The 21,878-nt window shown below is 60.0% G+C and carries 18 protein-coding genes and 1 tRNA gene; 11 read left to right on the top strand and 8 right to left on the bottom strand.

All coding sequences use genetic code 11. The annotated features are described in order from the left end of the window. The first annotated feature begins 106 nt into the window (after positions 1–106). Positions 107–391, top strand: coding sequence for a hypothetical protein (locus tag AC3D24_RS13730; protein WP_489031479.1), 285 nt, complete (start codon positions 107–109; stop codon positions 389–391). Between the two features lie 109 nt (positions 392–500). On the opposite strand, the gene AC3D24_RS13735 is transcribed toward AC3D24_RS13730, so the two are convergent. Together AC3D24_RS13735 and AC3D24_RS13740 are read right to left on the bottom strand one after the other, a co-directional pair. Next, positions 501–1,760 carry an MFS transporter gene (locus AC3D24_RS13735; RefSeq protein WP_489033161.1) on the bottom strand — a complete coding sequence of 420 codons (1,260 nt, stop codon included), beginning with the start codon at positions 1,758–1,760 and terminating at the stop codon, positions 501–503. A 47-nt stretch (positions 1,761–1,807) separates the two neighbouring features. Continuing rightward, a complete protein-coding gene (locus AC3D24_RS13740; protein WP_489031481.1) occupies positions 1,808–2,131 on the bottom strand; it encodes an antibiotic biosynthesis monooxygenase in 324 nt (107 codons plus the stop codon). Between the two features lie 182 nt (positions 2,132–2,313). Here AC3D24_RS13740 and AC3D24_RS13745 point away from each other — a divergent pair, with 182 nt between their 5' ends. Then, positions 2,314–2,928 (top strand): class I SAM-dependent methyltransferase, encoded by a 615-nt coding sequence (locus tag AC3D24_RS13745; protein WP_489031483.1) that lies wholly within the window; start codon positions 2,314–2,316, stop codon positions 2,926–2,928. A 128-nt stretch (positions 2,929–3,056) separates the two neighbouring features. Here the strand turns inward: AC3D24_RS13745 and AC3D24_RS13750 are convergent, their stop codons facing one another. Next, positions 3,057–3,428 carry a hypothetical protein gene (locus tag AC3D24_RS13750; RefSeq protein WP_489031485.1) on the bottom strand — a complete coding sequence of 124 codons (372 nt, stop codon included), beginning with the start codon at positions 3,426–3,428 and terminating at the stop codon, positions 3,057–3,059. Positions 3,429–3,524: 96 nt separating this feature from the next. Further along, positions 3,525–4,685, bottom strand: coding sequence for a phospholipase D-like domain-containing protein (locus AC3D24_RS13755; protein WP_489031487.1), 1,161 nt, complete (start codon positions 4,683–4,685; stop codon positions 3,525–3,527). 141 nt (positions 4,686–4,826) lie between these two features. Here AC3D24_RS13755 and rpoZ point away from each other — a divergent pair, with 141 nt between their 5' ends. Next, positions 4,827–5,171, top strand: coding sequence for a DNA-directed RNA polymerase subunit omega (rpoZ, locus tag AC3D24_RS13760; RefSeq protein WP_055882033.1), 345 nt, complete (start codon positions 4,827–4,829; stop codon positions 5,169–5,171). Positions 5,172–5,540: 369 nt separating this feature from the next. On the opposite strand, the gene AC3D24_RS13765 is transcribed toward rpoZ, so the two are convergent. Both AC3D24_RS13765 and AC3D24_RS13770 read right to left on the bottom strand, forming a co-directional pair. Continuing rightward, positions 5,541–6,212 (bottom strand): RlmE family RNA methyltransferase, encoded by a 672-nt coding sequence (locus tag AC3D24_RS13765; RefSeq protein WP_056053985.1) that lies wholly within the window; start codon positions 6,210–6,212, stop codon positions 5,541–5,543. Then, positions 6,209–7,270 carry a Ppx/GppA phosphatase family protein gene (locus AC3D24_RS13770; protein WP_489031490.1) on the bottom strand — a complete coding sequence of 354 codons (1,062 nt, stop codon included), beginning with the start codon at positions 7,268–7,270 and terminating at the stop codon, positions 6,209–6,211. The genes AC3D24_RS13765 and AC3D24_RS13770 overlap by 4 nt, the downstream gene beginning before the upstream one ends. A 165-nt stretch (positions 7,271–7,435) precedes the next feature. On the opposite strand from AC3D24_RS13770, the gene AC3D24_RS13775 reads away from it, so the two are divergent. Together AC3D24_RS13775 and AC3D24_RS13780 are read left to right on the top strand one after the other, a co-directional pair. After that, positions 7,436–7,509 (top strand) — tRNA-Gln (locus tag AC3D24_RS13775). Between the two features lie 232 nt (positions 7,510–7,741). Beyond that, positions 7,742–8,062 (top strand): hypothetical protein, encoded by a 321-nt coding sequence (locus AC3D24_RS13780; RefSeq protein WP_489031492.1) that lies wholly within the window; start codon positions 7,742–7,744, stop codon positions 8,060–8,062. 306 nt (positions 8,063–8,368) lie between these two features. On the opposite strand, the gene AC3D24_RS13785 is transcribed toward AC3D24_RS13780, so the two are convergent. Both AC3D24_RS13785 and AC3D24_RS13790 read right to left on the bottom strand, forming a co-directional pair. Beyond that, on the bottom strand, positions 8,369–10,111 hold the full coding sequence (locus tag AC3D24_RS13785; RefSeq protein ID WP_489031494.1) for a UvrD-helicase domain-containing protein: 1,743 nt from the start codon (positions 10,109–10,111) through the stop codon (positions 8,369–8,371). Continuing rightward, entirely contained in the window at positions 10,108–12,372 is a 2,265-nt protein-coding gene (locus tag AC3D24_RS13790; RefSeq protein WP_489031496.1) for an AAA family ATPase, read from the bottom strand. The genes AC3D24_RS13785 and AC3D24_RS13790 overlap by 4 nt, the downstream gene beginning before the upstream one ends. A gap of 955 nt (positions 12,373–13,327) precedes the next feature. Between AC3D24_RS13790 and AC3D24_RS13795 the strand changes: the two genes are divergently transcribed. The 6 genes from AC3D24_RS13795 (at position 13,328) to AC3D24_RS13820 (ending at position 21,770) form a co-directional block, all read left to right on the top strand. Then, entirely contained in the window at positions 13,328–13,591 is a 264-nt protein-coding gene (locus tag AC3D24_RS13795; RefSeq protein WP_489031498.1) for a helix-turn-helix domain-containing protein, read from the top strand. Positions 13,592–13,806: 215 nt separating this feature from the next. Beyond that, the gene (locus tag AC3D24_RS13800; RefSeq protein WP_489031500.1) at positions 13,807–14,574 is read left to right on the top strand and encodes a Tn7 transposase TnsA N-terminal domain-containing protein; all 768 of its coding nucleotides are present in this window, start codon (positions 13,807–13,809) and stop codon (positions 14,572–14,574) included. Between the two features lie 133 nt (positions 14,575–14,707). Beyond that, the gene (locus AC3D24_RS13805; protein ID WP_489031502.1) at positions 14,708–16,882 is read left to right on the top strand and encodes a hypothetical protein; all 2,175 of its coding nucleotides are present in this window, start codon (positions 14,708–14,710) and stop codon (positions 16,880–16,882) included. Continuing rightward, complete coding sequence (locus AC3D24_RS13810) at positions 16,879–17,826, top strand: TniB family NTP-binding protein (RefSeq protein ID WP_489031504.1); 948 nt, start codon at positions 16,879–16,881, stop codon at positions 17,824–17,826. Before AC3D24_RS13805 ends, AC3D24_RS13810 begins: the two co-directional genes overlap by 4 nt. Further along, the gene (locus AC3D24_RS13815; RefSeq protein ID WP_489031506.1) at positions 17,823–19,670 is read left to right on the top strand and encodes a TniQ family protein; all 1,848 of its coding nucleotides are present in this window, start codon (positions 17,823–17,825) and stop codon (positions 19,668–19,670) included. The genes AC3D24_RS13810 and AC3D24_RS13815 overlap by 4 nt, the downstream gene beginning before the upstream one ends. Positions 19,671–20,939: 1,269 nt before the next feature. Further along, positions 20,940–21,770 (top strand): oxidoreductase, encoded by an 831-nt coding sequence (locus AC3D24_RS13820; protein WP_093400850.1) that lies wholly within the window; start codon positions 20,940–20,942, stop codon positions 21,768–21,770. Positions 21,771–21,878: the final 108 nt, after the last annotated feature.

Consider the following 21,878-nt stretch of genomic DNA (forward strand, 5'->3'; position numbering starts at 1 on the left):
AGCCCGAGCTCGCGGCTATAGGCCGTTCGAGTTCGGGCTTTATTCGATCTGACCTTTGGGCCGTGCTCTGCACGCCCATGATCTCGAGTAAAACGGAAACCATATAATGTCAGACTCGGCCTCGAAATCCGGCGATCATCCGTCGGTGCGCCAGGATATAGACGATCATGCTCCTTCGCCTCGGCCCTTCTTGCGGATGCGGCCAAGGCATTTCTTTTCCAACAAGTTCGATATGGAAATCATCGAAGACTATTCGCAAGCGGATGCGGGCGAGCATTCCGTGCAGCGGCCGAAATGGCTGAACCGACTTATCCAGATGAACTTGTTGTTGATGATCCTGCTCATCGGCGTGCCGGTGCTTTTATACTGCATCATGGTTTCCGCAAAATAGCGGACGGTTGCGAGGCGGCAGGCCGGAACACGAGCGCTGCCTGACCGGGTGAAGGGCGCAAGCGTAACGATGACGTGTGCGCCCGAAATGCGTTTCGGGCCGATCCGTTCTAACTGTCCCTGGCATCCTTCAGCGACGCCCATGCATAAGCGATCATCACGACGCATGCGGCGCCCGCGACGAGGTACGGCAGCGAGTGTTGCGCCTCGTATAATCCGACGCCGATCGACGGGCCAAGTACGAAGCTGGCGCCGTTTATCGACGTCACCTTGCCCGCGACCGAGCCTTGCGCGTTGGCGCCGACGGCGAGCGACGAGCCTGCGGTGAAGCCCGGGCGCGTGAAGCCGAAGCCGAGGCTCGCCAGCGCGTAGGCGGTCGCGATCGTGTAGAGCGACGTCGCGATCCCGGTCAGCGCGGTGCCGGCCGCCGCCAGCACCAGTCCGGTCAGCACGAGCTGGCGTGGGGTCATGTTGAGGCGCGGGATGATGCCCCATTGCGCGAGCAGCGCGGCGCCGGCGCCCATCATCAGGACGATGCCCGTCGGCTCCAGTGCCATCGCGGGGGCGAGATGGAGGCGGTCGATCACGAGGAAGCCGATCGCCTGCCCGGTCATCGCCTGCGCGTGGCCCATCACCAGCCCGGCGATCATCCACGCGCGGATGCGGGGATCGGTGTAGCCGACATGCTCGACATGCGATCCGGTCGCGGCGGCCACCGACGCACCGGTCGGCGCGCCGCCGATCGAGGGATAGGCCGAGCTCGCGCCATGCGTCTCGTGCGGAGCGACTACGCGGTCGTCGGGCAGCATCCGTCGCACCGTGATCCACACCGCGACGCCGAACACCGCGAACAAGAACGCGGGGCCAGCCAAGCCGATCTCGACCCCGCCGATCGAGCCCAGGATCAGATACGGCGCGATCGCCGGCCCCAATATGGTGCCGAGCCCGAACGCCGAGGCGAGCAATGTCAGCGCCTTGGTGCGTTCCTCGCGCGTCGTCTCGCCAGCGACGAGAGCCTGCACCGCGGGTGGCGCGGCGGCACCGAAGGTCCCGTAGATCAGCCGCCCGCCGATGAAGCACAGGAACGCCGCGGTGCCGCCGATCCATGCGTTGATCCCGGCGAGCAGGAACACCCCGCACAGCGTGAGCGACACGCTGAACCCGCCAACCCCGAGCAGGATCATCGCGCGTCGGCCGTGCCGGTCGGATCGGTTCGCCCAGAACGGCGCGGCGATCACCCATAGCAATGCCGACACCGAGAATGCCGCCGCCACCGCGCTGTCGGCGACCCCGAGCGACCGCCCCAGCGCGGGCAGCACCGACTGCAATGCGGTATTCCCTGCCGCGATGGTCAACATCACGAGGAACATCAGCGCGAACCGCCGGTCGATCCTCGGGCCTTCGGTGACCGAGCCGCTCACGACCGCGGCCAGGCATAGGAGCGGTCGACCCGCGCGACGCTCACCGAATAGCGATCATACCAGTACGCGCGCCCGGATTCGCGAATCGCGGCATGTTCGGGATGATCGCGCCAGGCGATCGCCGCGGCATCGTCGGCCCAATAGCTCACGGTGATTCCCATGCCATCCGCCTCGCGCGCACTGTCGACGCCGCGATAGCCGGGTTGCGCGGCGGCGAGCGCGTCCATCGCCACGGCGGCCTCGCCGTATCCGATCGCGTCCTTCGCGTTACGGAACGACACGAAAATGACCGCTATCTGTCCCGTCCGATCGTCGTGCATGGCCGATGCTTAAACGATGCCGCGCGGTTGGCAAAGCGCTCGGAAATGCTTGTCGCGGCACGACTTCCACTTCGGTTCGTCGCCCGATGCAACTTGCAGCCCTTGAAACGCGTTCGGAATTCGTGCGACGGGAGGGCCAAAGCCTCGCCACTGTTGCGAGACCATTGATCGTAAGGAACGCGATGCCCAGTTCGACCACCGCCACCCGGCGTGCACGCAGCCGCCCCGCTGGCGTGCCGTCCCCGTGGCAGATGTTCTTTTCGGGGTTCCTGAAACATCCGGTCATGGTCGGGTCGATCGTACCGTCGTCCGACAAGCTGATCCGCAAGATGCTGGGTCCGGTCGACTGGGCGAACTGCAAGCTGTTCGTCGAATACGGCCCCGGCGTCGGCACCTTCTGTCGCCCGATTCTCGACCGCATGGCGCCCGACGCGACGCTGATCGTGATCGATACGAACCCGGACTTCATCCAGTATCTGCGCCACACGATCACCGATCCGCGGTTCATCGCGGTGCTGGGGTCTGCGGACGAGGTCGAGAAGATCGTCGCCGATCATGGTCATGAATCTGCAGATTACGTCCTGTCGGGCCTGCCTTTCTCGACGCTCCCCCCCGGCGTCGGCCCCGCGATCGCGGCTGCTACGCAGTCGGTACTGCGTACCGGCGGCGCGTTCCTCGTTTATCAGTTCTCGCCCAAGGTGAAGGACTTCCTGACACCGCATTTCGAGTCGATCGATCACGACATGGAGTGGTGGAACGTACCGCCCGCGCAGCTGTACTGGGCCTGGAAGGACTGACGCACGGCTGCGCCCGCGCTGATGCGCGAGCATAGCGCTACGTGTCGTCAGGCCCGGTCTGCGGGTCGGCTAAATAGCCGACCCTTTCGACGGCGGCTTTGCCATAGGTGCGGTGCAGTGACGAGAAGCTAGACTAAAGCTACCTCGGCCAACCACCGCTTGGCGTCAGTAAGCGCGAGGAACACGCGGACCCGAGGATGAACGAGCGTGCGCTCGGCCTGAACCTTGTTCAGGTGGCTGCCGACCACCACGGCTGCGCGGCCGCTGGTGTGTGCCATCCCGCCGCGCATGATGTTTATCAGCAGATCCGCGACGTCGATCGCCTGGACGGGAAAGTCCAGTGACTCGACGATGACGTCGAAATCCGTCCTGATCGCGATCACTTCCTGCACCTTGGCGCCCACGCATGCGGCGAACGCGGTGACGTCGTCCGGCTGCCAGAATCCTTCGACCGTCAGCGTCAGGAGATTGGTACGGGCGTGATACTCGACCTGAAACATGGGCTCTCATTCCGTCGCTGAAAATGCCAGGACTGCGGGAGCGGCCTTCTGGCATGCCATGGCTAACGAGACGTTAGCGATCGGGTCGCAACGTCCTTACTCGTCGATGCCGAAGTTCAGGCCGCGCGACAGGCTCGGATCCACCACCGCCACCACGAAATACGCGCCGAGTTGCTTCAGTCGCTGCAGCCACCCGGTATTGGCCTGGTACAGCGCCTTGGTGACCTCGGTCGACTTGGCAACCTCGCCATTGATATAGCCGCGAACATGCGCCGCGAACGCCGCATCATCGATCCTCAGCATCAGTTCGAGGTTGATGAACAGGCTGCGCATGTCGAAGTTCGCCGAGCCGATATGGACCGCGTCGTCGATCACGTAGAGCTTGGTATGCAATTTAGTCGGCTGGTATTCGAACAGCCGCACGCCCTTGCGCAACAGCCCCGCATAGGTGAACCGCGCGGCGGCGATCGTCGCGTTGTTGTCCGATTTGCTCGCGGTGACGATCCGGACGTCCGCCTGCCGTCGCCCGGCCTTGTCGAGCCGCCGCAGCAGCGCGGGGCTGGGCGTGAAATAGCCGGCGATGATGTCGATCCGCCGCCCGCGCCGCATGTCGTCGCGCACCGCGCGCGCCCAGGGCGAGAGCTTGCGCGTCGGGCCGCCGATCAGCCACCGGGTCGCGCCCTTGGTTTCGCTCCAGTGCGACAGCGCGGCGTTGAGCCGACGCAGCTTGTTCTTGGGCTCGTGGATCCAGTCCTTCAGCGCGTCGAAATAGCCGGCGAGCCGCCCTGCTGCCGGTCCCTCGACCAGCAGGCCAAGATCGCGCCATGCCTGCTCGGCGGCGGTGCCGAAATAATCGTCCTCGATATTGAAGCCGCCGATGATGATCCGCGCTTCGTCGGCGAGCGCGAGCTTCTGATGGTTGCGCAGGAGATAGCGGCGACCGAACCTTGCGGAGAACCGGCATACGGAGATGTTGGCGGCTTCGAGCGGTTCGAAGAAGGCATGCGACGCATCGTCGCTGCCGAAGCCGTCGACGATCAGCGCGACGTCCACACCGCGCTTGGCGGCGGCGATGAGCGCCGCGTTGACGCGTTTGCCGGACTCGTCGTCGGCGTAGATGTAATAGAGCACGCGCAAGGTCCGCTCGGCGCCGTCGATCAGCGCAAGCACCGCGTCGAGGCGGCGGGGGCCGGTATCGAGCAGCGTCATCTGGTTGCCGTCGACGGCGAATGTCGGCTGTTCGGTGGGATCGTCCATGGCGTGCGTGATGGACAAGCGGGGTACGGGTGGCAACCCGCGGCAGGCTCCAGGAAGCGGGGGCGGCGCAATTCTTGACTTTGCGGGCCACCCCCCGTAGGCGACGCATTCTCATTCTATCGTTGTTACGAAGGAAGCCGCATGGCGCGCGTTACCGTCGAGGATTGTGTCGACAAGATCCCCAACCGGTTCGACCTGGTGTTGTTCGCGGCCCAGCGTGCGCGCCAGATCTCGGGCGGCGCCGAACTGACGCTCGACCGCGACCGCGACAAGAACCCGGTCGTCGCGCTGCGCGAGATCGCTGACGAGAACGTCAAGCCGGCGCATCTCAAGGAACAGGTCATCCAGGGCTTGCAGAAGGTTCGCGTCGACGACGACGACGAGGTCGATGCCGTCGGCAGCCTGGCTGCTTCGGCCGAGGCTCTGCGGCTTACCGCCGCTGCGCCGCCGCGGAATCAGAATTTGGGCGCGGATTACGAGGGATGAGGCAGGGGATTAGCACTTGCTAATCCCCGTCTAGGCCGAATCCCCGGCCGGCGGGCATCGCCCGACCGACGACGCGGCTTTGCTGCGGCGCGCGAAATAGAGAGAGCCCGTGGACCCAAGTCCGCGGGCTTTTTCTTTATACCCTCTTCCTGAAGGGGAGAGGGTAGGGCCCCGCGACAGCAGTCGACCCGACCTACTCCCCTGTTCTCCCGCGAAGGCGGGAGCCCAGTCTGGATCCCCGCCTTCGCGGGGAAACCCCAGCCGGCGCTCTACGCATCACCCTAAGGCAGGGCGCCACGGCAAAGCCGCGTCGTCAGTCGTTGCTGCGCAACGCTGGCCGGGCTTTTGACTTAATCCGAAATAGCTGCGCTATTTCGGGTCTCGGCCTTTAAACCCCTGCGCTACCACGAACCACTCGACCGATCCCTTCCGGCTAGCCGGCGGCTTGGCATGCTTCACCGTCTTGAAGTTCCGCTTCATCTCCGCAACCAACTCGGAGTCGGCACCCCCAGCGAACACCTTTGACACGAAGGTGCCACCCGGCTCCAGCACCTCGCAGGCAAAGTGCAGCGCCGTCTCGACCAGCGCCATCGTCCGCAACGCATCGGTCTGCGGATGGCCGACCGTATTTGCAGCCATATCCGACAGCACCAGATCCGGTGCACCACCCAGCGCCTCAATCAGCTTGCCTGGCGCGGCATCGTCGAGGAAATCCATCTCGAAGATCGTCACGCCCTCGATCGGATCGACCGGGAGCAGGTCGATCCCGACCACCGCCGCCTTGGGTATCCGCCTGCGAATAACCTGTGCCCAGCCACCTGGCGCGATCCCGAGATCGACGACGCGCTTCGACCCGCGGATCAGCTCGAACCGCTCGTCGAGTTCGATCAGCTTGTACGCGGCCCGGCTGCGATAGCCGTCCGCCTTCGCACGCTTCACATACGGATCGTTCAGCTGGCGCTCGAGCCACCGCGTCGACTGCGCGGTCCGTTTCCGCGCGGTAAGGACACGCACATGCCCACCGGAGCCACCGCGACTCATGCCGCGATCCCCGATTTACCCGGTTTGGGCGCGCCCATCAGCCGGCGTAAAATCCCCTCGCGAATGCCGCGGTCGGCGATGCCGAGCCGTTCGGCGGGCCACAAATCCATGATCGTCTCCAGAATGGCACAGCCCGCGACCACCAGGTCGGCGCGCTCGTTGCCGATGCACGGCAGCTTGGCGCGCTCCGTGATCGACATATGGGAAAGGTCGGCGCTGATCTTCCGCATCGCCGACGCCGGCACGATTAGCCCGTCGACCACCGAACGGTCGTAATGGCTGAGCCCGAGATGCACGCTGCCAAGCGTCGTCACGGTGCCGCTGGTGCCGAGCAACCGTGGCCGCTCGATATGTCGGGGAAGGCGGGCTGCAAACCCCGCAAAGCTGTCCGCGACGACCTGTCGCATCCGCGCATAGGCGGCACGACGGCCGTCCTCGCCTTCGCCACCGCCCGCGTGCTCGGTCAGCGACACCACGCCCCACGGCGCCGAATGCCAGTCGAGCACGGTCGGGATCGGCGTCGACGTATCGACCAGCACGAGCTCGGTCGACCCGCCGCCGATATCGAACACGAGCGCAGGATCCTCGCCAGGCTCGATCAGCGCATGGCAGCCGAGCACCGCCAGCCGGGCTTCTTCCTCGGCGGAGATGATGTCGAGGTGGATGCCCGTCTCGGCAAGCGCGCGCGCAATGAACGCTGGCCCGTTCGAGGCCTGCCGACACGCTTCCGTCGCGACCGACCGCGCCAGCGTGACGTTGCGGCGCTGCAACTTGTCCGAACACACGCGCAAGGCAGCGATCGTCCGCTCGATCGCCGCATCGCTCAGCTTGCCGGTCGAGGCCAAGCCCTCGCCCAGCCGGACGATTCGCGAGAACGCGTCGATCACCGCAAAGCCGCCAGCCTGCGGTCGCGCGATCAGCAATCTGCAATTGTTGGTGCCGAGATCCAGCGCGGCAAACGCCTGCGCATCGGCCCACCGCCCTCGACCGGGCCGGGTCGCCGCCGGACGGGCAGGACTGCCCTGCCGGAACGGCATTCGGGCGGAAACATCCCCCATCGCCGTAAAACTCGCTATCTATGTCTGCCGCCGCGGGAAAATACCCGCCCGGTGCTTGACCACGAATGTAGCGCGGCGGCACGATTACGCAAGCGACGTGGCGCATCGGCAACATCTAGGGCGTTGACAGCGCCAAACCGCCCGCCTAGATCGCGCCCTCGCTGATGCCCCGTCGTCTAATGGTAAGACTGCGGTTTCTGATACCGCCTATTGAGGTTCGAATCCTCACGGGGCATCCAGCGCTTTATCCTTTGACATCGAAACCTGTCCTCCGTGACAGAAGCCTCTGTCGGCGTGGTTTGCCTTGATGGAGGGAAAGCGTGGTTCTGCCATTGAGATGGTGTTCCGCGCTGCTAGGTAATGCGTGAGGCCCTACGATGAGGAGGCGCTTCGTCTGTAGGCAGGGTGACGAAGCCTGAATGGGCTCGTATCGCTGAGCGACGCGTCATAAAGCGAAGATACGAGGCGTTGATGATCACAGGAGCAATCACGGCAATCAAGACCGCCCTTGCCATCTCGACGGCCGTTCTATCGATTTTGGCTGCCGGGCTCTGGTGGCGATCGGCTGTAGTGAAGGTCCCTCCCGCAGCGGCCAACCGGATGCGAGAAAAACATTTCGAAAAGCACGGCCGCTCGGGTTACGCGGCTTGGACGATGTTCGACGGCTCGGACATGGAGTTCACGTTGAAGCGCCAGAGTGAATGGAGCCGCTGGGCTGCAATCGCGGCATCAGCTGCCGCGTTCTGCCAGTCGCTTTACGTCGCGACCGATTGGATCCCGACCGAGAAGTAGATGCTTGGCTCAACCCAGGGCCGGACGCTCAGGGCACCATTGCCAATACCCAAAAGCAGTCTCTCGTTAAGCTCAGCGGCACGTCGGCATTTCAGTCGTCTTAGCTCTTCTTTGTTCGTAACCCTCGTTCCGGCTCGATAACTCGCAAGGTCCATGAACTAAGCTGGAGTGATGGGCAGTAGCTAGAATGGAAACGTCGATTGCCAGACGCCGGAGGAGCTGCAAACGATCTTCAATGTCTGTCGATAAATATGTGCACATGATTGGTAATGGTGGCCTTCTTTAGATTTACTAGATTGAATTATTTTAGCCAAGCTGTTCTAGCGGGAGTTGTTCGACGCAATCATTACCGAACAGTCTGACTGCGGTTGCCAAAGAAGTCGCCGAGAGCGTTTGGGTGGCAAGCACAGCCAGCTTTTTTCGGGGCCGGGATATGGCAACGTAAAAGAGATTTCGCGCTCGATAAAAGCCCTTAGTGTTCTGCTTGTCCAAGGCTTTTGTCTCGAGCAACTCTAGGAAGCGTGGCCAGTTGTAGTGGTTCCAACCGCCGCCCAGGACTACGAGCACATTATCAAACTCCGCGCCCTTAACGCTGTGCTGGGTTGCAAAGGGCGTTGATCCCTCGATAAATTTCAGAAGCTCAAGCACCTCAGCGTAGGGAACCTCACGAAGCTTTTGGTGCCGAAGCAACGACTCGTGGGCCTCGGGGGCCAGTTCCTCTTCCAAGGCGCTGAGATCGTCCTCGCGCTGGAGTACACGGGAGGGCAGCGGAGGTCGACGGCTTGCTTTTAGGTGGTCGATCACGTCGCCAATCGAGCCTTCCAAACGCAGCTTCACCAGCGCATCCATATCGGTCCGCCATGAGATCTTGTCCTCATGAGCGTGCAGCGTCGGGCCTTGACCGTAGGCGGTGAACATTTCGCCGTAGTTTGAGGCGGCGTAGGCAGCACACATGGGTTCGACGGTTTCGGCGAACATCTTAAGCGTGGGGTCTTCCAGCTTGACGAACTGATCGTTCCACCCCGCCGCGGCGGCGGCGATTCCTGGGTAGCCTTGCTCGGCCGCGAGGACGTTATGGGTGAGCATGAGGATTTTGGTTCTGGACCGATCCCAACCCTCACCTTCGAGACGCGACATGAGCTGTTCGCGAACCCCACGCGCCTGATCTGGCAGCAGGTCCAGTTTGGAATGAGCTGTGTTCGTGCGCTCGCCGTCAAAGGCGTTGGCATGGAAAAACCGGGCTTCGCCGGGCGCGTCGGGGTCGCTGACCGCCTGCTCCAGTTCGGGTCGGAGCGCGTTCAGAACATTGACGATCGGTTGCACCGATCGGAAATTTGAACCCTTGTCGATGGCTTTGATCGGATAATCCGCCAAATCGTATTCGCTACGGTAAATGGTTTGCCAGTGATCCCCAAACAGTCCGATGAGCGGTGCGCCTTCGGCGCCGAACATGTGGGCGTTGATCGCCTCCATGAAGTCGCGGTTCGTGTCCTGATACTCGTCGATGAAGATCACTGGAAACTGCTGGGCCAAGAGCCGGCGGAATTTCGGCAAGGCAATCAGTTTCGCCATGAAGACCGGCACATCGTCATGGTGCAGGGTGATCTCGTCGTCACGAACCTTGAAGTGACCAAAATCGTAGCTGACAGGCTTTTCTCCGACGCCGCCGCCGGCCTCGATCTTTTCGATGGTCTTGCCGTCCTTGGCGGCAACCAGCTTTCTCAAGGCTGGCTGGAACTGAGCCATGAAGGCCCAGCAGAAGGCGTGGATGGTCTGGACCAGGATTGCCGGATGGTCCTCAACCTCTTGCGCGATTTCATTGCGCGCCACCTCAGTGAAAGTGATGCAGGCGATCTGCTGGCCGGCCTGAAGGAGGGACGGACCGCGTTCGACGATGAGCTTTTTCAGGGCCTCGACGAGTGAATACGTCTTGCCCGCGCCCGCGCCGGCTTCCAGCCGGAAGCTCTCCCCGCTGCCCAGGCACGCCTCCACCTTCGCTTGGGCTTCCTTGGCGGCCTTGAGCGCAGGGCTGTCCGCTTGGTCGCTCATTCGCTGGTGCCAGGAACGGCCACAGGGCCTTCCATATCTGCGGGATCTTCCGCTTCAGCGGCGCCTGCAATGAGCGGCGGCGGGGCGGCAGGCGGAGGGGGTGGTTCAGACAGCCAGGTCAGGCCCTCCCGGATATATCTTGGGACAGCCCAGTCTTTTTCCTTGATCGCATAGCGCAAGGCGATGTCAGCTTTGGATTCGGTGCTCGCCAAATCTTCCGCCTTTTCCCAAGCCAAGCCGGCGTCGACGTCCTGGGACAGTCCGAAGTGTTCGGGATTGGCAAGGACGAGTGCGTCTTCGAAGCTGCGAGCGCAGTGCCCGGGATCCTCGATCTCCGGGATCTGATAGGCAATCCGGCGTGACCCCTTGGTTTTTCCCTTGCCGTCCATTTTGAGCAGTTCGTCCGGCTTGAACTGCGGCAGCTTGTCATCGCCCTCCGACTTGAAGAAGTAGCGAATGGCGTTGTTAGCGGTGCGCTCGCCTTCGGTAACCGGACATTTCACGTATCGGGTCGCGACCTTGCCGTTCTTGTCGGCCTTGGTAACGCCTTTGGTCGTATCAAGATCGGTAATGATGAGTGTCTTGAGCTCGAGGAAATCGACCAAGGGATAGAGCAGGTGAGCAAAGGCGCCCCCGACCTCGATCGTCGTCACATATTGCCTCGCGAGCTTATGACCGTCCTGCAGGGTCTCATCGACGAGTTCGCGCAGGCGCGGCATTAGGATGCGCTCGGTAGCGCCCTCCACCATGATGGCCTTGTCCGCGAAATAGAGGTCGCATTTGGTCAGGGTCATGTACTGGTGCAAAAATTCTTTGTCGGGGTCGGGGATGAAGGCCGCTCCCTTTTTGAAATCCTTCACCGTGGTGTGACGAAGCTCGCCGGCGTCGGGTGGATTGTTCAGAAAATAGCGGACGGCCTCGAAGGTCGCGGCGTTCGCGACGTGCGGCGAATGAGTCGTGATGACGAACTGGACCTTCCACTCTGGCTGGTCAGGGTATTCTTTGGACAGCTCCTTCACCGCCTTCTTCAGCTGTGCGATGAAGACCTCCTGCATCTGGGGATGGAGATGGGCTTCGGGCTCTTCTACAAAGATCAGATGGCTCGTCGGCCGCGGCTCCCTGGTTCGATACTCCTTGTGGAAGCTCTGGAGCTGTAGAAGCATGTAGATGAGGTTGCGGGTCCCCAGGCCGTTATAGCCCTCGGGCAGGTGAACTCCGTCGATGCTCCTGTAGACGACCTTCGTGTGGTCGTTCAGCAGCGCCTCCACCTTCAGCGTGGTCTCGGGCAAGAGCTTGGCATCGTTGGCGCCGGGAAACCCGAGGATGTCCATCGCCGGCAGGAGCTGATCCAGCAGCTGGTCGAAATCCTTCTGGACGCCGCGCTCGATGTCTTCGACTGACAGTTTCAGCCTGTCCGCGAGTTCTCGGTCAGAAACCGCAGCCGATGGAGATTTGGCCGTCTTGTAGAGCGCGCTCAGCAGCTTGCCAATGACATCGGCGTCGCCTTGGCTGGCATGATCCAGAGTGCGCTGAGCGCGCACAAAATTGGTTTGGAGCAGGGCGGAAAGCTTGGGCTCGTCGAGCTGACGGCGATTGTTCGAGTTGGTCGGATCTATGGCCCAGACTTGCACGCCGTAAGAACCGGGGATGGCGTCCTTCAAGTGCCGAAAGAACGCGTCCTTCCAAGGCGACGCTTGGTCAGCGGGGACAGCATCTGCTTCAACGTCGCCAATGACGGGTACGGCCGCGATGGCCTTCGCAGGCTCTGGGGCAGCGCCTTCTCCGTCCGCAAGAGGCATAGGTTCGCTTTGTCCGTCGGCGGCGGCGTCCGCCTCTCCGGGCAGCTCTAGCAACGCCGCTAGGGTTTTGAGCGACGGAGCATATTCAAGACGCGCTATGACCGAGGTCGACTCCGTATCGAGGTCGATCAGGAAGGGCGATAGTGGTCCGACATCCTTCGCGTCCTTTTCGTACGAGAAGGTCAGGGTGACTGCGATACGAGGAAGCATAGCCAGCACGGCGGTCGGAGCCTGACCGGCCTGGCGCGCCTTTCTGGCGTCAACGAACATGGCGCGATTGGCTGCGGAGAAGTCCTGGAAACGAAACGATGGGCCGTTGGCCATAAACCGATCGAAGACGTCAGTGAGCGAGGTTTTTCCACTATTGTTGCGGCCGACAATCACCGTTGATGAGGGCTCCATAAGGATCTCGATGTTCCGCAGCAGGCGAAATCCCTCGACTTGGATTTTCTCAATTTGCATGATTCCCCCCCCCCGGGCGATGTCTATGGGTTCGTATTCCTATGATAGCGCGGTGGGGCGCAAATACTACCAGAGGGGCGGTAAGGGTTTGGTTGCCCTTTCAACAGGAACATTAGCGCGTGCGTGGGGTGCCGGTGCCCGTTCCATTATCACGGATTGTGGTCAAAGCCCCCCTTCGCTCACCCCCATTAGTTTCCGCCCTGCGGCGCATTTTGGGGACGCGATGAAACGCGTTTTGATGGGATCGTAGTCCAAACCGTTTACGCGGCTTTCCGCCCAGTTACCGCCGTTCGGCAGCCTTTAGACGACGCTTACGACTTTGAACGCGATCGAACATAAGGCGACAATTCAGGACTTCAGGAAGCAGCTTTGCGTCGCGTCCATCGCGTCATGGGTCAGAGTGCGCGGGCAGCCCACCGCCGCCTCAACTCCTGCAAACGGCTATCCCTGCCGACGACGCTACCCGGCCTTCGACAGAGGGCCACGGGTCTTGATACCGGCCGTTCGTGGATCCTGCCGTGGTCCCAGCTCCCCATGTACCAAAATAATTTTAGAAAACTCACCAGCGAAGAGGGTCCAAGAAACCGCTTTCGCTAAGCGCACTGAGGAGCTGGACTCGCTTTTTTATTCACATCATTTGAATGCACCGTAAAGATATATTATCAATGGAAAATCATAATAATACGAAGCAGTCAAAGCGAGTAATAGAATAAGGTCTATTCTTGTCCTTGTTATATTAATTACTAGGGATATTACATATTAATAACCATATGCATAATCTGTGACATCTCCTATTTTTGTTCTTGAGTAATATCAATACATAACTTCGCTATGGTGGTATTATAGACGACATACTAAGTATGTCTTTGCCATATCATTTGGCGTCAACTTGACGGCTGTAACGATTCATGATTCGAATCGCATATAAGTCGCCGGGGCAAATAGCCGCTGTGACTTGGCGCAAATCACGTTCAAGGTGAGGCAGGCAATGGGCGGCGAAAAATGGCACGGGCACATCAAATGGTCGCTGGAGCGCCGTGGCACTTCGCTGTCGCAAATCGCCCGTGATTTGAGCGTCAGTCCCAGCACCGTCACCAGAGTTTCCAAAGGCCTCGTGCGCTCGCGCAGGGTGGAAGAGGCCATCGCCGCAGCGGCAGCCTTTACGCCTGCCCAGCTCTGGCCTGCGAATTATCCGCAACCAGCGGGAGGAGAACGATGATGTCGTAGCAGATGGCCGCGCGAACACGCGAAAACATTACCAAGCTACGGAAATGAAAAGGCCCCGCCGGGTGCAACCAGCGAGGCCCATAGAAGATCAAGGACCTTACTGCCCTGATCTCCTTCATTCCGTGAAACCTGTCAAGGTTCGGGGCCTCCCCGGATCATGCCCCCTCACGTCCATCGCATCCGGTTGCGAGATGGAAGGAACGATCAATGACATTCGATGCCGCAGACCACGATCACCTGCCGGAGCTATTGCTCAGCTCAAATGGCGACCCAACGCCCCAGTTCGCCCGCGACAAACATAGTGATGCGCACCATGTCCGAATGATCCGGGCTGACGATGGAGGTGCCCTGCGTACCTTCAACGGCGGACTCGCCCATGAAAATGGCTGGTACACAAGCCGCAAGGCCGGACGTGTTCTCCACTGGCAGGGTGCGGCGCAGTACGATTTCCTGACACGCGCCGAGGTGGAGTTCGCCGTGGTTCGGGTCGCATCGGAGTCGGTACGTTTCGAATTCACGCGACGAGGCAAAAAGCAGGTTTACACTATCGACGTCGAATTGGTTGCACCTGATGGCACCGTCACGCTCATCGAGATCAAGCGGGATGAGCGTGACCTTGCCGACCCGGAGTACCGCGCGAAGCTGACGGCGGTTCATGAAATTTGTGATGAGCACGGCATCCGGTTCAAGGTCATCCTTCGGCACCAGATCTGGGAAAGCCTCGTTCATCGTCGCAATGTGATTTTGTTTTGTTCACGAAGGTTCGTGACGATCCTACCGGATCATTTGGAGCGTCTGGAAGCTTACGAACGGCAGGTGGGCAAGGATGCTACCTTTGGAAGCGCCGCGAAAGCGATCGCCCCTAACTGCCCCCGCACCGGCGAAGCCGTGCTTCAGGCGCTGACGGTTGCTCGGCGCATTGAAATCGACCTTACGCGTTCGCTCTTGGATACGACGCCGGTGACCATTCACTGAGGCGCCGGTGTTTGCCCGGGATCAGATCTCCTCAATGGTCTGGGCCACTATCCAATCTCGATCCGAAGCGCGTGTCGCCGGCATCGTCTCGATGCCGGCCGACTCCCGGCGCGTCCCGAAAGGCTAGAATTCCATGGCGCATATACGCTTTTCTCCCGGCGCGATCGTTGATGTTCGCGGAGCCGAATATCATCCTGCTTACGCTCACGGCCGGGTGCAGCTTACCCACCTCATCACAGGCGAGATCCTCAAGTACGAGCAGAAGGACGGATCGCTCGAATTGCCGACCGTCGAGCAATTCCAGCTTATGCAGCACGGTGGAGATGCTGTGACTCGAACGCCGCGTTCATCCGAAACAATCCGCAATTACAACGATAGCGCAGAATGGACCCGCGATCAGGCGGGCGCGATCTCTTCCCGCGCTTTGCGTATGGCGACCGCTTGCCAAATGCTGGACGAACGGGGCGTTCCGCAAGGCACTGGTGCCATCAAAGCCGCCCTCGATGACTGCTGGACGCCCGAGTTGGCCCATCGATTCGGACAAAAACCTTCCGCATCGTCGGTGAAGAATTGGCGAAAGAACCGCGGCAGCATCGGAAATCGTCATCCTCGTCACATGGTTCCGCTGTCCGGCAGGCGCATCGTGCGTTCGCCGAACGGCGGCATCGAGCAGCAGCTCCTCTGGACATGCGTGCTCGAGGGCAGGAAGGCGGGGAGCCACGTCGCGGACATCCATGCCGATTATGCCTATCGGCTTAATCTGGTGAATGACGGGCGTCACCCGTCCATCGACAAGCCGCACGAGCCTTTTGAGGTCTGCTCAGAGCGCACCGTGCGACGCCGTTTCAACGAACTAGAGTCGGACAAGACCTTGGCCACCTCCATAGAGGTAGAGGCCGTCAAGCAGGATTGGTCAGGAGCCGGTAAACCGCTCGCGGCTGATTTCGTCATGCAGTATGTGATCGTGGATCACACCTGGCTCGACGTACATGTCGTGTGTCCAGCCCTTCAGATGGTTCTTGGACGACCGTGGCTGACACTCGCTATCGACGTCAAAAGTCGCGCCATCGTCGGCCATCTGATAACCTTCCAAGATCCGTGCCGATGGTCGGTCAGCGAGATATTACGGCGCATCGTGCTGCCCAAACGTCCCCCGCCAGCCATGGCAAGTCGGTATCCGGTTCTTGCCATGCTTTGCGGCAAGCCGGGCTGCCTGATCCTCGATAACGCCGTCGAATTTCGTAGCCACACGCTCGAAGCGGCAGCGCGGGACGCGGGATTTTCCGTGCGTTTCTGTCCGATTAAGCAGCCAACCTACCGAGCGATCGGCGAGCGTGCGATCAAAACCCTTAATGATCAAACAACCCGTCTGTTGCCAGGGCGAGCATTGACGCTGAACGATGCCAGACGTTGGGGTTACGACGCTGAGGCTCAAGCCATCGTCATGCTCGATGAGCTAGAGGCGATCGCGAACCAGATCATCGCATCATACAACGTCGAGCCGCATGACGGCCTGGGTAGCCAGCAACCCGCGCTTGTGTTCGAACGTGACATCAATCGCTTCGGCATCAACGACTTCGCGGACTTCGCATCGTTTGCGCGCGACGTGATGGAGGTGCGCTCGGGCGCGCAGCTTTCTCCCTCCGGCATCCGCGCTTTCAACCTGCGCTATCATGAGATTCAGGCGGTGCCGGAACTGTTGCGCGACCTTGTGCCCATCGAGCCGCGCCGCCAGCGGCGCAGCGATGCCACCGCGACCGTCGAGTTCCGCTACGACAGTATGGATATCAGTCGCATCCATGTCTGGAATCGCAAGACCAGGAAATATGTCGAACTGATGTGCGCCGACGAGAGGTACAGCAGCGGCATGCCCTTGTGGCTGCACGAGCAGATCGAACGCGAGGCGCAAAAGCAGGGGTTGGCGTTCAACACGCAGGAGGAGCGGATGAACGCCCGCGGGCATCTCATTGACGCTATCCGCAATATCAGCCCTGGCGACCTTGCAGCTTCACGAAAGCGCCTGGCCACCCTCATCGAAGTGCCACGCATAAGGCAAACTACAGGAAACATCGTTGATCTGGTCCACGCGGCGCCCTCTTCGGTCACGCTTGGTGATTTCATTGCCAACGACCGGGCAAGGTTGACCTCGCTCGACCAGGACATCCTCTCATCACGACCTGATCCGCGTACCAAACCGGCGAAATCGGCGCTCGAACGTCGCCGTGAGCACGCTGCAGCGGGGCAAATCGAACTCGACGCCCCGGCTCGCAAGCGCCGGCTGCCTATGACCAAGGGGGGCTACCAATGAACGGGCGGTTCAGCTCTGCACCCGAGCAAGAGACGACCGCCAGCGCAGCCAACCGCGTGGGCAACGCCAAGGCAAGGTTTGATGCGATTCGCGTAGATTACCCACCTCAAACGGCAGTCGTTGCAGCGCTTGATGAGATGCGCGTTGCGGCGATAGGCCGCCCGGCACACGCTCCTTGCGGCGGAGCCATGCTTGTCGCGCCACATGGTTGCGGCAAAACCGAATCCATCGTCACACTTCGCCGTCGTCTGGAAGTATCGGCCGACGAGGGATGCAAACCGTTGCTCCATGTCGAGACGGCTGGGGCAGGGACAACCGACTCTCTGCCAACCTCAATCCTGCAGGCTCTCGGAGCAGCTAGGCCGGATGTTGGCACCGAAAAGGCGCGCTGGCCAAGAGCGATCGCTGAGATGCGGCGCTGCGGTGTGCAGATCGTCGTCTTCGATGAGTTCAACCGCGCCGCACGTAGGCCCCGAATGAGCCGTGCTATCGCCACAGCGATCCGCGAAAAGATCATGGACGCAGGCGTCGCGCCCGTGGCCTTTGTTGGCTCGGAAGATGCCGGATCGGTGCTGGCTCAGGTACCTGAGCTGATGGAGCGGCTTGACGATGACATCGATCTGTCGCCGCTACGCTGGGACACGAAAGGGGACCGCGCCCTCTTCGTCAGCTTCCTGGCCGATCTCGACGATGCAATGGTATGCGCAGGCATTCTGGCTTGCCTGTCGGATCTCACGCACGAAAGTATTGCGCGGCCGCTTTGGGAGGCATCGGCGGGGCGGGTGCGGCGCATCTGCAAAATCGTGCGCGCCGCTATGGCGGTTGCCCTTCACGATGGACGGGCCTCCATCTATCGAAACGATCTTGCAGAAGCAGTCGATAGCTACTGCATCCCGCGCGATTTTTGCCAGAGCAACCCGTTTGCCAGGCAGCCTGGGGAATGAGCACCGCTCGTTCGCCATGGCGTGTGACGAGGGTTCTTCCGATAATTGCAGGGGAATCGTTGGATGGCTATGTCGCGCGCGTTGCGGCGGCGCATCACATGCCGCGAATGGCAAAGATCACCGAGGTCACGGGTGACATTCAATTGGATCGCCCTCACGCCTCCTTCTGCGACGATACGGGTTTGGAAATCCTTGCCGACTGTCTGGGCGTTAGTACTGAAATCACCCGGCTGCACTCCCCGCTATGGTCACCCGATGCAAGAATGCTCAATTTCTTCGGGACGGCTGTACCTCGAGAGTTTCTACAATTTTCCTATAGGCGCTTCTCACCCAACGCACTGGCGATGTCCGCACATCATCGTGGTCTATGGCAAGTCCGCCAACTCCCGATCTGCACCGAGACATGGGAGTATCTCGAAGAGCTCTGCCCAAATCCGTCGTGCCGTCGCCGCCAGATCTGGCGGCGTACGGCAGGGATCGACCTCTGCGACTACTGCGCAGAACCACTCGCGCGAGCGCGAGCGACGCCAGTGCCCGAGGGCTTACGTGATGGCCTTGAGAAGCTTGTAGGCTTAATCCACCATGATCCAGACCGGCAAAGGATCATCCGGCGTCATCTTCCGGCAGGCCTGGCAGAATTGAACGGTGGACATTTGCTCGAGCTCGCTTGCGTGCTCGCGCCCGTTATCGACCGACGGGTAAGTTCATTGCTTAACAGCAAATCTCTTTGTCTCGACATCGCTCGCGATCTTGTCGTTCCGGCTTTGGCGGCGACGTGGCCTTTCCTAGCTGGCTGGCCCGGCGCGATTGAGCAACATGTTGCTGAGAAGCTCAACCGTGGCGGCAACATGAAGGGTGGGAGCGCCCGCAGAGCTTTTTACAAAGTGCTTTGCGATTGCAACGATCTGCGATTGTCACCCGCTGTCCAAAAGGTGCTTTCCGAACTTGCTGATCGATGCCGAACAGCACGATCACGTGGTGTTACCATCGCCGAAATGACGAAATTAACCGGCGCGGACCGACTTACACTTTTCAAAATGCGCAAGGCTGGCAAGTTGCCTTCGTTCCTGGCACTTGACGGGATCAGGTTGAAGGTTCTCGTCGACCGAGAAGCCCTCGCGCCAATGCTTGCCCATAAAAAGCCTCGCCTACGTTTGATCCATGCCGCAGAAATGCTCGGTGTGCCAACGTACGCGATCTGCGAAATGGTTCATCTCGGTATTGTGGCAGCTGCATATGTACCGGCAGGTCGCGGAGATCATTTGCAGCTCGCCGTCTGTCGAGACAGCTTGCAGGCTTTTCGCGAAAAGCTGTGTCACCGATTATTTCAAAGATGTGACGCGCATCCTATCAGCCTTGCACAGGCACTAAGGAGGATTGGCGGCCGTCCAAAGCCATGGGCGAGAGTCCTCAAAGCAATCGTTGACGGCGAGTTGCAGGCCAGCCTGGCGGAGCGGGAAGGCCGCTTGGCGCAGCGTATCGCGATCCAATCAGAGGAAGTATTCTCGTTGCAGTGCTTCCAACCCACGAGCGACATGGACTGGAGCGACTGCATGGTAACGAAGTCAGACCTTGCCGAGATCATGAACATTAGTCCTCCGCATTTCACTCAGCATTCGAACTTGCTGCTCGGACCAGGGCCAGCATTCCGAGAAATATCTATGAATACAGCCAGACAGTTAGCCAATCGGTTTATAAGTACATTAGAGATGGGCGAAAAACTGAATCTCTATGGGCGTGCAATTGGCGCTTTTGCTCGTTCTCGTGGGGTTAAACCTCAGGCATCCGGCTTATTTAGCCGTGCTGAGGCCGAACGGCTTATCCCGGGTCTGCGCGGCAGCTGACGTGAGCGCGTGTAATTACGACGGCGTGATCGTTGCAGTCCATCGTGGCGAATGTTCTGACTTTGATAACAGCATGATGCCCAATGGCTTTGTAACCGTCGATGCTGATCAGTGCGGCGTATCAGCGCTACATGCCATCCGACCAAATGGCGCAAAACACCTGTTTGTCGCACATTGGAGAATGCGACAGTGTTTCCCGCCACGTCGACTGCCAAACGACGCCTTTTGGGACAAAGCGGTCACTAAAGTCGTCGGGGGCGAACAGCGGGATCGGATAGAAGCAGACACTCGCAGCGTGGGTCTCAAGACGACAAGCGCTCGGATGTGGCAGCCTCTGAAACACCGTTAGGGTAGGTGCGATCGGACCGATTTTCCGCTTTGCCCGTCGCTAGCAACCACTCGCGTTGGACTGTTCACCGGCATCCGTTTATTGAACACTCGCTCTGTCTAACTGTCTGGGAGCAAATGATTTTGCAGCATCTTCGGGGACGGGAAGCACCTGTACAGAAAACGTCCGTTTGTTGAACATACACGGACGGTGCTGCTGAGGGTGTTGTGTACATCAGCACCCGGCTTCAGGTTCGGGTATAGTCGTCACCCCATATCCGCCCAAGAGCGATCGGCATCTTTCCCAGTTTGCCATCAAAATCCGCAATTTCGAGAATTTCAAATTGGGAACAGATTTTGAGAAAGCGCACCCGTCTGCGGCTGTCAGCCGGATCGACGGGTCAGGTTTCCCGGTCAATGTTCCCTTTCGGGAACGGCGGATCGGCCGGAAGCGCCCAAAAATAGACATTCACGGTCTTCACCCCGCTTCCATTTGCAGACGTTCGTTCATCAAAGTGGAAAGGCGGGATCAGAATCTAGCATAAGTCGTTATCATACCATCCTTTTATACAAGGCGGTGTGTGTGTGGCAGATCACGTTCCGGAATACGAAAGAGCCCGAACCGCTGGGGTTAACGCCGCCAGTAGCGAAAAATTGGGATATGACGATTGTCCCTATGATGAAGATCACGAGCCAATCCTACAGGCCATTTGGCAGGACGGATTTTTGACAACAAAATTATACGGAACGGGATGATTTGACCGCACCACGGTACGACCCTGCGACCAGCGAGTAAGGAAGACGCCCCGATCCCGTAAGCGGAGCGTCTGCTTTCTCTGGTCTATTGCATTCGCTTTAACCCCGGCTGGATCTCGAGACCGCTGGCCGAAGCTTATCGGTGAGCAAAAGGCAGCATTTCCTGTGTGCACAAAGGATCATATGATGACCGACCAACACGTATGGCTAATCACTGGGGCCTCATCCGGCTTTGGAAGAGAACTCGCCAAGGCCGTCATCGCGCGCGGCTGTCGCGTTGTCGTCACAGCGCGCAACGCCGCTGACCTCGATGGAATCGGCGGCGCACCAGAGCAGGTCTTCCCGCTCGATCTCGACGTAACCAATTACGAAGCGATCACCACCGTTATTGCAGCCGCGACCGAGCGTTTTGGTCGAATTGACGTGCTGGCGAACGTCGCCGGCTATGGTTACATGTCGTCAGCTGAGGAAGGCGAAGAGGCGCGCATTCGCGCGATGTTCGATACCAACGTCTTCGGACTTTTCGCTATCACGCGCGAAATCTTGCCGATCATGCGCGCTCAGCGGAGCGGTCACGTCATCAGCATTACGTCGGTCGCCGGGATACAAGGTATGCCACGATCAGCATATTACTCGGCAACAAAGCATGCGGTAGAAGGATTCTCAAAGGCTCTGGCCGCGGAGGTGGAGCCGCTTGGCATCAGGGTAACCTGCGTCGAGCCTGGAGCTTTCCGAACTAACTTCGCCGGTAGCTCTGGGCAGACGACCAAAACAAAAATTAAGGATTACGCAGAAACCGTTGGTGCAAGCATGGACAAGGCCGCTCAGGGAAGTGGTAACCAACCTGGCGACCCGGCCCGCGCCGCGTTGGCTATGATCTCGCTGACCGAGGAAGATAACCCTCCACATCACCTTGTCCTTGGTGCGATCGGATACGAGGGGGTCGTGAATACAATCGAGAAGCAATTACAAGAGATTAGGTCACGTCGAGAGGTTGCGCTATCGGTCGATTTCTGAAGAAATATCTGATCTATTTAGAATATCTTAGTATTGATCATTATAACTTATATTTAACACCCCCCCCCCCCGGAAACGTTTATACCCCTTCCAGGGAGACGATAAACC

This window comes from Sphingomonas sp. SL1004 (assembly GCF_057815015.1).